The organism is Tenacibaculum sp. IMCC1 (assembly GCF_054906355.1).
Window position 1 is genome coordinate 2172779 of the sequence record NZ_CM142818.1, and the last position, 13275, is coordinate 2186053.

Sequence of the window (13275 nt, forward strand, 5' to 3'; positions counted from 1 at the left end):
ACTTTCAGTTCTAGCCGAATTCGGTAAAGGTGCTGGATATGCTCTAAGACACTAAAAGTTAATTAACCAAACTTAAACGTGTAAACCTTCTTGAAATTCTAGAAGGTTTTTTTTATTACCATTACTAAAATTGTAAATTAGGCGTTCAATCATTTTATGCCTAAATGACTCAAAAATATATTATTGCTCTAGACCAAGGAACAACTAGTTGTCGTACCGTAATTCTTAATAAAGAGGAAAAGATTATAGCAAAAACTCAACAAGAGTTTCAACAAATATTTCCACAACCTGGTTGGGTAGAACATGATGCTAATGAAATTTTACAAACTCAGTTAAAAACCTTACAACAAGCTATTGAGCAGGCTCAAATATCACTTTCACAAATAGCAGGAATAGGTATTACTAATCAGCGTGAAACAACTGTAGTTTGGAATAAAAACACAGGTAAACCAATATACAATGCTATTGTTTGGCAAGATAAAAGAACAGCTGATACTTGTGAGTTACTCAAAGAAACTGGACTCGAAAACTATGTGCGTAAAACTACTGGACTGGTAATTGACAGTTATTTTTCTGCAACTAAAATTCATTGGATCTTAAATCATGTAAAGGGAGCTCAAAAAGAAGCTGAAAAAGGAAATTTGTTATTTGGAACTATTGATTCTTGGCTTTTATGGAACTTAACCAATAAAAAAGTTCATGCAACAGACTATAGTAATGCCTCACGTACCATGCTATACGACATAAAAAACTTGTGTTGGGATGAAACTTTAGTAAAAGAACTAAACATTCCAATTTCAATGTTACCTGAAGTAAAACCCTCATCTTTTCATTTTGGAAACTACGAATTAGAGGGAGTTCAAATTCCAATTGCTGGAATAGCAGGAGATCAGCAATCTGCTTTATTTGGACAAGCATGTTTTAAAAAAGGAGAAGCAAAAAACACCTACGGAACAGGGTGTTTTATGTTAATGAACACAGGTGAAAACTTAGAATACTCTGAAAACGGTTTAATTTCTACAATTGCTTGGGGAATTAACAACAAAGTGTATTACGCTCTTGAAGGAAGTGTTTTTGTTGCTGGTTCAGCAATTCAATGGTTACGAGATGGACTACAAATTATCAATAATGCAGAGGAAAGTGAACTTTTTGCTGAAGAAGTTACCGAAGAAAACCCTGTTTACGTAGTTCCTGCTTTTGCTGGCTTGGGCGCTCCGTATTGGGATATGTACGCTAGAGGTGCTGTTTTTGGTTTGACTCGTGATACAGGAAAAAATCACTTAATTAAAGCCACATTACAATCATTAGCTTATCAAACCAAAGATATTTTAGATGTTATGCAAAAAGATAGCATGCTTCAACTCTCTTCTTTAAAAGTAGATGGCGGAGCATGTGCTAATAATTTACTGATGCAATTTCAGGCAGATATCTTAAATGTAGCTGTAGAGCGTCCTGAAGAAATTGAGACCACCGTAATGGGAGCTGCTTATTTGGCTGGATTCTGTGTTGGTTTTTGGCAACAAAACGATATTGTTAACAAAAGAAAAATAGATAAAACATTTACTCCTTCTTTCTCTAAACAAAAAAGAGAAAAATTATACCGTACTTGGCAAAAAGCTGTTGAACGTACTAAAGATTGGATTGATTAAAAATAAAAATCATGGCAAAGTTTTACGATAAAATAACAACTAGAATTCAACAGTTTATTGAAGCACAAAAGCTCTTTTTTGTTGCTACAGCAGCAAAAGAAGGACGAATTAATCTTTCTCCTAAAGGAATGGATACCTTTAGGATACTTAACGAAAATACAGTAGCTTGGTTAAGTGTTACAGGAAGCGGTAATGAAACCTCTGCACATTTGTTAGCTGATAACCGAATAACAATTATGTTTTGTGCTTTTGAAGGAGCTCCAAACATACTAAGACTATACGGAAGAGCAGAAGAAATTCTTCCAATTCATGATAAATGGGAAAATTATGTCAAGTTATTTCCTAATCTTCCAGGTACTCGTCAAATATTTATTGTTTCTGTTGAAAGTGTACAAACCTCTTGTGGAATGTCTATTCCTTTTTATGAATACCAAGGAGAACGAAATCAATTAAATGATTGGGCTATTGAAAAAGGTGAAGAAGGAATTAAACAATATTGGAATGACAGAAACCAAACTAGTATCGATGGCTTTGATTCTTTATTAAAAGAAGAAACATCTTCTTAAATTATTTAAAAAAATATCTTCTTTTTTCAAAATCCTGATAAAAATCATGTTTTTACTTAAACTATGCTTGTACTTTTGAGACAGTAAAGTATAAGAAGAAATGGTACAATTAATGAACATCCCAATGGTATCTTGGACAAACGGAACCATTATGATGGTTATTTTCGGTTTGGTTTGTATAGGTTTAATAACCGCTCTTTTAATTCTTGTTAATGGTGGCAAGAAGAAAGAGTAGGTAAATTTAGTTTTAATAGTTGATTGAAGAAGCACTCTTTAATAATGTGTTAGTGGTTTAACGTTTGAGTGCTTCTTCTTCTTTTTATTTGAATGCGTTTAATCCTGTGATATCCAATCCTGTGATTAATAAATGTACATCGTGCGTTCCTTCGTAGGTTATTACACTTTCTAAATTCATTGCATGTCTCATAATTGAGTATTCTCCAGAAATACCCATTGCACCTAACACTTGTCTTGCTTCACGTGCTATTTTTAATGCCATGTCCACATTGTTTCGTTTCGCCATAGATATTTGAGCAGATGTTGCACGACCCTCATTTTTTAATACTCCCAATCGCCATGTTAACAACTGTGCTTTGGTAATTTCGGTAATCATTTCCGCTAGCTTTTTTTGTTGTAACTGAAACTGTCCTATTGGTTTTCCAAATTGTGTACGTTCTTTCGCATAACGTAACGCTGTATCATAACAATCCATCGCAGCACCAATAGCACCCCAAGCAATACCATAACGTGCAGAATCAAGACACAACAATGGTGCTCCTAACCCAGATTTATTAGGTAATAAGTTTTCTTTTGGAACTTTTACATTATCAAAAATTAACTCCCCAGTAATGGATGCTCTTAACGACCACTTGTTGTGAGTTTCTGGTGTAGAAAAACCTTCCATACCACGTTCTACTATCAAACCATGAATACGACCTTCTTCATTTTTTGCCCATACAACTGCTACATCACAAATTGGTGCATTTGAAATCCACATCTTTGCTCCATTTAACAAGTAATGGTCTCCCATGTCTTTAAACTTAGTCTCCATTCCTCCAGGGTTACTACCATGATTAGGTTCTGTTAACCCAAAACTCCCCATCCATTCACCAGAAGCTAATTTTGGTAAATATTTTTGTCGTTGAGCTTCCGTTCCGTAGTTATAAATAGGCCCCATAACAAGAGAAGACTGTACTGAAGCAGTAGATCGAATTCCACTATCACCTCTTTCTAGCTCTTGCATAATTAACCCGTAAGAAATTTGGTCTAACCCAGCACCTCCGTACTCTTCAGGAATATAAGATCCAAAAGCTCCCACTTCTGCCAATCCGTTAATTAATTCCTTTGGAAACTCAGCACGTTGTGCATATTCTTCTATAATTGGAGACAAGTTTTTCTTAACCCATTCACGAGCTGTATCACGAATAAGTTTATGTTCATCGGTTAATAAATCGTCTACTTGATAATAATCTGGCGCTTGAAATAAATCAGACTTCATAAATATGTTTTAAAATTAATTTTTACTAATTGTATAAGAGAAGTGTAAAATTAATCGCGGTTTGATTTTATGTGATTTCTTAAAAGAATTGTTTCAAAAATACTTAAAAAAATGGTTATTCGTGCAGGTTTGCGTATGTTTGTACTAATGAGATTTACTTTAGGAAAAGAGGAGCGCTTAAAAAGCAAAAAGCTCATAGGAAGACTATATGAAGAGGGAAAAGTGATAAAAGTTTTTCCACTAAGAATGGTATATGTACAAACCGAACATACCTCTAAGTTTCCTGCACAAGTTGGAGTTTCTGTACCTAAACGTAATTTTAAAAAAGCGGTGGATAGAAATCGTATTAAACGATTACTTCGTGAAACTTACCGTAAAGAAAAGCATACTATTTATGAGACTGTAGATAAACCGTATGTGTTTATGATTTCTTATCTTGCAAGAGATGAATGGAAATATGCCGATATTGAGCATAAAATGAAGAAATTATTAACACAGTTTATTACAGAAGTTACTCAAGATGAAAAATAGAAAATTCCTTTTTTTTGGTTCCCTTATAGTCATCTCCCTTTTCCTTTCTTTTCAATCTCGTTTTTTTGAGATTGCTAAACAAATAGAAATCTACAACAACCTTTTTAAAGAGTTGAACATTAATTATATTGATGAAATCAACCCTGGTGATTTAACTGACAAGGCGATAAAAAACACCCTTAAAAATTTAGATCCATACACTAATTTTTATAACGAACAAGATGTTGAAGATGCACGTATTCGTCGTGAAGGTGAATATGGAGGTATTGGTATTTCTACATTTTACACCAAAAGAGGAATTGTGGTTTCTGAAATTTACAAAGGTTTTTCGGCCGATAAAGCTGGCTTAAAAGCAGGTGATATTATTACTAATGTAAATGGGCAAGAATTAGCTGCTTTGGAAAGAAGTCAATTTTCACAAATGCTAAAAGGTGTACCAGGAAAAGAGCTTTCTTTAAAGGTAGAAAGAAACGGTCAAACAAAAAGTGTGTCAGTTAAACTTGACAAAGTTATTTTAGACCCTGTCCCTTTTTACGATATGATTGATAACGAAACTGGGTATATTGTTTTAACACGATTTATCAGTCAAAAAGCTACCGAAAGCGTTGTCAACGCGTTTAGTGATCTTAAAAAAAGAGGGATGAAAAAATTGGTTTTTGACTTAAGGTACAATCCTGGTGGCTCTTTATTTGATGCAGTAAACATTACCAATTTATTTATTCCTAAAGGCTTGAAAGTTGTAGATACTCGTGGAAAAACTCAAAAAAACAGTAGAACCTATAAAACAAATAAAGCTCCTTTAGATGCTGAAATTCCTATTGTAGTTTTAATTAATGGTCGATCGGCTTCTGCTTCAGAAATTGTTTCAGGTGCTTTGCAAGACTATGACCGAGCTGTAATTATGGGGGAGCGTTCTTTTGGAAAAGGACTGGTGCAACGTTACTTTGATTTGAGTTACGGAACACAAATGAAAATAACAATTTCTAAATATTACACCCCAAGCGGACGTTGTATTCAAGAATTAGATTATGCCAACAGAGATTCTAAAACAGGTAAAGTTCCTAAGTTTTCTGATACTACTCTTAATGAGTTCACAACTCAAAACGGACGAAAAGTATATGATGGTGGAGGGGTAACTCCAGATATAACAAGTGAGTTTTCTAAAAAAACAGAAGAAACAGATGATTTACTAAAATCAAGAGCAATATTCAATTTTGTAACAGATTTCACATATCAAAATCCTAATTTATCTACTGAAAACTATACTTTTTCTTCTTCTGATTTCAATAACTTTAAAGAATATTTACTTCGTAAAGACACTGCTTTTGTATCTAAAGAAGAAAAGCTTTTCCAAGAAGCATATGAATCAGTAGAAAACAACAAAAAAATCACTTCTGAATATAACGCGATTATCCAACAATTAAAAGCAGCTAAAGTTGCTAAAGTTTTGGTAAATGAAGATCTTTTATCAAAAGAAATTGAAAATGAAATTATTGAGCGTTATGCGTACAAAGAAGGAATGTATAAGCATTTATTTAAAAATGATATAACTATAAAAAATGCTGTTAACTTGCTAAATAATCCTAAAAAATATAGCAGTATTTTAAAAAAATAGCTTCTTTAACATAATTTGTATATTTGTACTTTAAAAACATATGTCAAAACCTATCCTAAAAGAACGTACAAGAGCCCAAGAATCTACAAATGCTATTGAGCGTTTATACATTTCAATGCGACACTTATTTAGTCGCGGTTTTTACAAACCAATGGGTGTTTCTGGTGAAACCTTACGAAAATCACTATTATCTTTACGTCCAGAAATTTATGGTTCTATTGCAGAAAACAAAACTGAGTTAAACGGACTGGTATACGTTATTGAACGCTTACCTGAAGGAATTGAAGAATGTCAGTTTATATATTTAACCGCAGATGAGGGATATCGTAACTCAAAATTTAAGGCTATCGTTCCTCCTAAAAGAAGGAGAAATTGCTATCGCATTGATAAAGATCAAATGAATATTGAAATTACTAGAGGACGCTCAGAAATTTACGATATTCTTACACACTTAACTTTTCTATTTATTGAATCTCACAAAATTAAAGACCGTGTAGTTTTTAATAATGGAGAAAGCTTTATTCGTGAATGGCTATTATTAGAAGATATTGTAATACACAATAAAACACTTACGGATGAAGAAAAAGATGTAATTGTTGTACATCTTGGTAATATTTTAGGAAGAACTTACGATGAGGTATATGATGCTTATAACACATTTTCAACAAAAGAGAACCCTAACAGGTTTTTCCATCTAATTTACTGGTTAGGTAAATTAGCTATTAATGAAACACTGTATGACCAAAAACGTTCTATTAAATTCAGTTCTGTTCTAACTCAAGAAATAGGACACCATTATTATGGAGAAATGTGGGCTAACAATATTAAAAAAGTATTGTTAGACAACGAGTTAATAGAACGTCCTATCCATATCATTAGTGCAAACATGCACAGTGTAATGAATAGTATTTACGCTCAAAATGCTTTACCAAAAGAAGCTAAAAAACATAAAGATTTTCAACTTTTTGAAGTATTGAGTAATGCTAATAGCAGTACTTTACAGTCTGCCGTTAAAAATTATGCTTCCGAAAACGGACTGATATATATCAAAGATACATCTGGGACTAACATTAATGTTCAGGTAATTGATACCCAAAAAATTAATTTTGAAACGAACTCTTTTAACAAAGTTAATTCTATTGGAAAAGACCCTGTAATTATTGTGATGGACTATGCCTTTGGTGAACAGGCTTTTGAAACTATGGATGAATTGTTAAAGCCTTATAAAACAAAAGGAGAAAAAATTCATTTAGATGTTCAATCTGTTTCTATCATGGGAAAAGCAGGTATTTTAGAAGGTGGCAAAGGAGATATTATGATTCCTTCTTCACATATTTTTGAGGGAACTGCTGATAACTATCCATTTAAAAACGAATTATCAAAAGAAGATTTAGAAGGTTTTGGTGTTCACGTTTTTGATGGTGCAATGATTACTGTGTTAGGAACTTCATTACAAAATAAAGATTTACTACGATTCTTCCACGATTCAACTTGGGATGTAATTGGATTAGAAATGGAAGGTGCACACTACCAAAAAGCCATTCAATCTGCCTCGAAAATTAGAGGAAATATTTCAGAAAATGTGAAAGTACGTTATGCGTATTATGCTTCTGACAACCCGCTAGAAACTGGTGCTACACTTGCTTCTGGAGGTCTTGGAATGAGTGGAGTAACACCAACTTACGCTATTACACAAAAGATACTAGAACAAATATTTTAGTCATAGAACGACTATCAAAAACTTAGTTATACTACAAAAAAGCATCATTTCAAATGAAATGATGCTTTTTTATGCAATTTTAAAGACTGGTTTTGTTCATAGCCTTTTTTCTTATTTTATATTTGCACCTACAATACAACAACACACACAATGAATATTCTAATTTTAGGATCGGGCGGTAGAGAACACGCCTTTGCTAAAAAACTTTCAGAAAGCACGAAAATCAACAACCTTTTTGTAGCTCCTGGTAATGCAGGAACTGATGCAATTGCTAAAAATGTAGCCATTAATCCAACTGATTTTGCACAGGTAAAAGAAACCGTTTTACAACACGACATCAACATGGTAGTTGTAGGTCCTGAAGCACCTTTAGTTGAAGGAGTTCACGACTTTTTCTTAGCAGATGAAGAGTTGAAAAACATTCCTGTAATCGGACCTAAAAAAGATGGTGCTTTATTAGAGGGAAGTAAAGATTTTTCGAAGCAATTTATGGAAAAACACAACATTCCAACAGCTCGTTACCAATCTTTTACTACTGAAACCTTAGCTGAAGGAAAAAAATTCTTAGAAAGCTTAGGCGCTCCTTATGTATTAAAAGCGGATGGATTAGCTGCTGGAAAAGGAGTTTTAATCTTAAATAATTTAGACGAAGCCAAAGCTGAATTAGAAGAAATGCTTTCTAATCAAAAATTTGGAAGCGCTTCATCAACAGTCGTTATTGAAGAATTTTTAAAGGGAATTGAATTATCTGTTTTCGTTTTAACTGACGGAAAAAATTATAAAATCTTACCTTCTGCTAAAGATTACAAACGTATTGGAGAAGGCGATACAGGGCTAAATACAGGCGGTATGGGCGCTATTTCTCCGGTTCCTTTTGCTACAGATGATTTTTTAACGAAAGTGGAAGAATTAATCGTTAAACCAACGATAAACGGTTTGCAAAAAGACGGTATTGATTATAGAGGATTTATTTTTATCGGATTGATGAATGATAATGGAAATCCATCTGTTGTTGAATACAATGTTCGTATGGGAGATCCTGAAACAGAAGTAGTACTACCTCGTATACAATCAGATTTAGTCGATTTATTTGAAGGAGTTGCAACGCAAACTTTAGGAGAAAAATCATATGAAGTTACTCCACAAACAGCAACTACCGTTATGTTAGTTTCTGGTGGATATCCTGAAGCTTACGAAAAAGGAAAAGAAATTACAGGTTTTAATACTGTGGAAGATTCTATTGTTTTTCATGCAGGAACTACTTTAAAAGATGGTAAAGTAGTTACTAGTGGTGGACGTGTTATGGCAATTACTTCTTTTGGAGATTCTATGGAAGAAGCCTTAGAAAAATCATACAAAAACATTGATAAAATAACTTTTGATAAAATGAATTATCGAAAAGATATTGGGTTCGATTTAAAATAAATAACAATAAAAAAAGGAGTTGACTATCAACTCCTTTTTTTATTTCATTGCTTTTTCTAGCGTAAACGAGAATTCAGAACCTTGACCATGTACACTCTTTAAAAGAATTGTTTCATTATGTGCTTCAATAATATGCTTAACAATAGAAAGTCCTAATCCAGACCCTCCTTGTTCACGAGACCTACTTTGATCTACACGATAAAAACGCTCAAATAAACGTGAAAGGTGTTCTTGCTTTATTCCTTCACCATTATCATTTATTTTAATGATAAGCTTATGCTGGTTATAGGGTTCAACACTTACAGTAGTAATTCCTCCCACTCTACCATATTTAATAGAATTTACAACAAGGTTAATTAACACTTGTTCTATTCGCTCAACATCACCTTTTACCAAATGCGGAAAGTCATACACACGATCAAAACGCAATGTAATATTTCTCTTTTTTGCTTTCATTTCAAACAAGTCAAATACGTTTTGAATTAGCTCAATAATGTTAAAAGTTTGCATATTCATTTTCATTCCCTCTGTTTCTAACTTAGCAATCATATCTAAATCTTTCACAATTGAGGTTAATCTTTCCACTCCTTTATTAGCTCTTTCTAAATATTTTTCAAGAATTTCTTTGTCTTCAGCAGCTCCTTCAATAAGGGTTAAAATATAGCCTTGTACGGTAAAAAGTGGCGTTTTTAACTCATGAGCAACATTACCTAAGAAGTCTCGACGAAATGAATCTCGTTGTGTTAAACTAGCAATTTCTTCACTCTTACCTTCTACATATTCTTGTACACTTTTGGTTAACGCTTCTATATCTGTAGTTACTTTATTTCTTTTTAAGTCATTCACATCTAAAATAGAGATATCTTCATACATCTTTTTTACTCGTTGGTAAATAAAGTGTTCTGCTCTATATTGAATTACGAAAAAAGAGATGATAAACATTGCAATACCAAAAATTACAATGGTTATTACTCCTAAGCTATTTAATAAAAATAAATACGATAATACTGCTATAACTATAGATAATAGTGTTGAGTATAAAGCCGACCAAAGTGCGTAGTTATATGTTTTTTTTATTTTTTTCATCTGTTTATTTTCTATTCTTTTTAAATATCAGATGTAATTCGCTAATAGTTATCTTGCATAATATCAAGAATTATTATAGCTCATTTCATGATAAAAAAATAGATTGCTAGCTAGCAATCTACTTATTAATTTTTGAGTTTAAAAATTATTTGTCTGTTTCGTCTAGCACAAACTTGTATCCAACTCCTTTTACTGTTTTAAAATAGTGATCTCCTATTTTCTCTCGGAGTTTACGTATGTGTACATCTATAGTTCTCCCCCCTACAACTACTTCATTTCCCCAAACACTGTCTAAAATAACTTCTCTTTTAAATACTTTTCCTGGTTTTGAAGTTAATAAAGAGAATAGTTCAAATTCTTTTCTTGGTAAAGATATTTTTTCTTCTCCTTTAAAAACTACATATTCATCTCTATTGATGACTATATCTCCAATTTTTGTAGTAGTATCTGCTTTTTCTTCTGTCTTTAAACGACGTAGTAAAGATTTAACCTTACTTATTAGCACTTTTGGTTTTACTGGTTTAGTTATATAGTCGTCTGCTCCAGCGTCAAAACCTGCTACTTGTGAGTAGTCTTCTCCTCTAGCGGTTAAAAAAGAAATTATAACGTCTTCGAGAGATTTTACGTTTCTAATTTTTTCACACGCTTCGATACCATCCATCTCAGGCATCATAATATCTAATAAAATTAAATGTGGAGTTACTTTTTTTGCTGTTTTAACAGCTTCTGCACCATTATTTGCAGTAAAAACCTGATATCCTTCTGATTTTAAATTGTATCCTACAATTTCTAAGATATCTGGTTCATCATCAACTAGTAAAATTTTAATGTCGCTAGTGTTCATTATTCATTTTTATTGTGTTACTCAAAAGTAATCATAAAAAAATAAACCCTTTATATGCATGCTTAACTTAACGTTCATTTAATATTTACTAAACTTTTGCTTAAAAGAAATACAAGAAATCTTTTGTTTTTCATTTTTTGTCGTTTTTGTATCTTTATACAAATTGTTTACTATGAAAATCATTTCTTCTCTTGGGGAAATTACTTCCAGAGCTAAAAATACTTTTAAGCGGTTCCCTATAACATTGTTCTGGGCAATTGTAGGTACCTTATTTACGTTATTTGCAATTGAAACTGATACTTTTGATAATGCTTTTTACGGCAAGGTTATTTTAACTTTTATCTTAGGAGTTAGTTGGTTGATTGCAACTCGTTTTTTTGAAGAACAATTTAAAAAAGATAAAACTTGGATATTCTTACTAACTTTAGGTTTTCTAAGCCTATTCTATATTAGTATTGAGGTTGATGGTTTTGAAATTCATCAAAACTCAATCATTCGTTTTGTTCTTTACTTCATAACTGGGCATTTACTTGTAATGGTAACTCCTTTCATATTCAGTTGGAATAAATCTGCGTATTTTAATTATTTAAAATCCCTTTTTATAGCCTTAGTTAGAAGTCTTTTTTTCTCTCTGATTTTATATTTAGGAATTGTATTAGCACTTCTGGCTATTAAACATTTGTTTGCTATTGATTTTAAAGGAGAACGATTTTTTCAGGTTTTTGTGTTTTGCATAGGAATTATAAATACCTGGATTTATCTTTCTGATTTTCCAAAAGATGTTCATAATCAACTTGCTATTAACTACACCAAAGCTTTAGAGGTATTGGTTAAGTACATCTTAATTCCGCTAGTAATTTTATACCTTATCATTTTATATGCCTATAGTTTAAAAATAGTGATTAACTGGAACTTGCCTAAAGGATGGGTTTCTTATTTAGTTATTGCTCTTTCTTTCTTAGGGTTTATTGTTCAAATACTTATCAATCCTATTCAAAAAACTATAGATTCTCGCACAATTAAAAAGTTTTATCCCTGGTTTTATTATTTATTATTACCGTTAATTGTTTTACTTTTTATTGCCATTTTTAGACGTATTAATGAATATGGTATCACCGAAAACCGTTATTTCGTATTTGTTTTAGCTTGTTGGATTTTAGCCATGTGCCTCTACATACTTTTTAGTAAACGTAAAAAAATTAAGATATTTCCTTTTAGTTTGGCTCTTATTACTTTTCTAGTTTCTTTTGGGTTTTGGGGCGTTTTTTCGGTATCAACTAAAAGTCAACTTCTTCGATTTGAAAAGGTATATACTGATATTAAAAAAGATAACTTTTCTACCACGTTTGAAAAGAAAAATCAACTTCGTTCTATTATTAGATACTTAAACAATAAACATGAATTGCATAAAGTAAAGAACATCTTAGGTTATAACCCAAAAACAACTTTTAAAACTGATAGTCGTTGGCAATTACAAAATAGATTAATGGATAGTTTAGATATAAAAGTAACTGATAATGTAACTCACCCCTATACAAATCATTACTATAGTATTGATGAAAATAATGCTATTAACATTAAAAACTACGATATTTTAAAGAAACTTTATATCAACAGATATAAAAAACAAAATTCTATAAATGGATATCATTTTTCTTTAAGTAAAGAATCAAATATTGTTGAAATAACTAAAAATGAGATCTTAATAGGGAAAGTTAATTGTTCTGAAATGATAAAAAAACTTAAGGCTCAACAAAAAAACCATAATATATCACCTAATTTAATGACTATTGAACAGCATTTTAAAACACTAAGTGTAAAGTTTATTTTCAAAAGTATTAGCTTGTCAAAAATAGATGATGGTGCTACCGAAAATTATTTATCTAACGCTGATATTTACGCCTTAATCAAAGAAAAAAATGCTGAATAAAATCAACTTACAAAACATCTTGTTTTTAGATATTGAAACCGTTCCTGAAGTAGAATTGTTTGCTGATTTATCTCCTGAAATGAAAGAGTTGTATGCTTTAAAAACACAATATCAACGTAAAGATGAATTTACTCCTGAAGAGTTTTACCATCGAGCTGGTATTTGGGCTGAGTTTGGGAAAATAATCTGTATTTCAGTCGGGTATTTTGTAGAACGTAAAGGTGAAAACCAACTTCGAGTTACCTCTTTTTATGGTGATAATGAACACAAGCTTTTGGTTGATTTTAAAAATTTGTTAGACACACACTTTAATCATCCAAACCATCTTTTATGTGCACACAACGGTAAAGAATTATCCAAAAATATTTATATCTAGCATAAAAATATTAACTTCGTTGCTATATTAATTTT

At 31.7% G+C, this 13275-nt stretch carries 11 protein-coding genes and 1 pseudogene; 9 read left to right on the plus strand and 3 right to left on the minus strand.

The window, feature by feature from the left end:
- The first annotated feature begins 164 nt into the window (after nt 1-164).
- The 3 genes from glpK to ACXIHB_RS10205 all read left to right on the plus strand — a co-directional run bounded on the left by glpK (nt 165) and on the right by ACXIHB_RS10205 (nt 2450).
- The gene (gene glpK, locus ACXIHB_RS10195; protein ID WP_462098189.1) at nt 165-1649 is read left to right on the plus strand and encodes a glycerol kinase GlpK; all 1485 of its coding nucleotides are present in this window, start codon (nt 165-167) and stop codon (nt 1647-1649) included.
- An 11-nt stretch (nt 1650-1660) separates the two neighbouring features.
- Complete coding sequence (locus tag ACXIHB_RS10200) at nt 1661-2215, plus strand: pyridoxamine 5'-phosphate oxidase family protein (protein ID WP_253055604.1); 555 nt, start codon at nt 1661-1663, stop codon at nt 2213-2215.
- 100 nt (nt 2216-2315) lie between these two features.
- A complete protein-coding gene (locus tag ACXIHB_RS10205) occupies nt 2316-2450 on the plus strand; it encodes a hypothetical protein (RefSeq protein WP_255724753.1) in 135 nt (44 codons plus the stop codon).
- A gap of 84 nt (nt 2451-2534) precedes the next feature.
- Here ACXIHB_RS10205 and ACXIHB_RS10210 read toward each other — a convergent pair whose 3' ends face one another.
- Nucleotides 2535-3713 carry an acyl-CoA dehydrogenase family protein gene (locus ACXIHB_RS10210; protein WP_047788017.1) on the minus strand — a complete coding sequence of 393 codons (1179 nt, stop codon included), beginning with the start codon at nt 3711-3713 and terminating at the stop codon, nt 2535-2537.
- Nucleotides 3714-3824: 111 nt separating this feature from the next.
- Between ACXIHB_RS10210 and rnpA the strand changes: the two genes are divergently transcribed.
- The 4 genes from rnpA (at nt 3825) to purD (ending at nt 9004) form a co-directional block, all read left to right on the plus strand.
- Nucleotides 3825-4244: a ribonuclease P protein component gene (gene rnpA, locus ACXIHB_RS10215; protein WP_239178283.1), complete on the plus strand. Its 420-nt coding sequence runs from the start codon at nt 3825-3827 to the stop codon at nt 4242-4244.
- Nucleotides 4234-5859: a S41 family peptidase gene (locus ACXIHB_RS10220; RefSeq protein ID WP_462098190.1), complete on the plus strand. Its 1626-nt coding sequence runs from the start codon at nt 4234-4236 to the stop codon at nt 5857-5859. The genes rnpA and ACXIHB_RS10220 overlap by 11 nt, the downstream gene beginning before the upstream one ends.
- Nucleotides 5860-5899: 40 nt before the next feature.
- Nucleotides 5900-7579 carry a DUF6909 family protein gene (locus ACXIHB_RS10225; protein ID WP_047788019.1) on the plus strand — a complete coding sequence of 560 codons (1680 nt, stop codon included), beginning with the start codon at nt 5900-5902 and terminating at the stop codon, nt 7577-7579.
- A 150-nt stretch (nt 7580-7729) separates the two neighbouring features.
- Entirely contained in the window at nt 7730-9004 is a 1275-nt protein-coding gene (gene purD / locus ACXIHB_RS10230; RefSeq protein WP_462098191.1) for a phosphoribosylamine--glycine ligase, read from the plus strand.
- Between the two features lie 39 nt (nt 9005-9043).
- On the opposite strand, the gene ACXIHB_RS10235 is transcribed toward purD, so the two are convergent.
- The gene (locus ACXIHB_RS10235; RefSeq protein WP_173359021.1) at nt 9044-10090 is read right to left on the minus strand and encodes a sensor histidine kinase; all 1047 of its coding nucleotides are present in this window, start codon (nt 10088-10090) and stop codon (nt 9044-9046) included.
- A 145-nt stretch (nt 10091-10235) separates the two neighbouring features.
- A complete protein-coding gene (locus ACXIHB_RS10240) occupies nt 10236-10934 on the minus strand; it encodes a response regulator transcription factor (RefSeq protein WP_047788022.1) in 699 nt (232 codons plus the stop codon).
- Between the two features lie 172 nt (nt 10935-11106).
- On the opposite strand from ACXIHB_RS10240, the gene ACXIHB_RS10245 reads away from it, so the two are divergent.
- Together ACXIHB_RS10245 and ACXIHB_RS10250 are read left to right on the plus strand one after the other, a co-directional pair.
- The gene (locus ACXIHB_RS10245; protein ID WP_462098192.1) at nt 11107-12864 is read left to right on the plus strand and encodes a DUF4153 domain-containing protein; all 1758 of its coding nucleotides are present in this window, start codon (nt 11107-11109) and stop codon (nt 12862-12864) included.
- Nucleotides 12854-13216 (plus strand): annotated as a pseudogene (locus ACXIHB_RS10250) (3'-5' exonuclease family protein); the annotation flags it as partial. The gene ACXIHB_RS10245 and the pseudogene ACXIHB_RS10250, both read left to right, overlap by 11 nt.
- Nucleotides 13217-13275 lie beyond the last annotated feature (59 nt).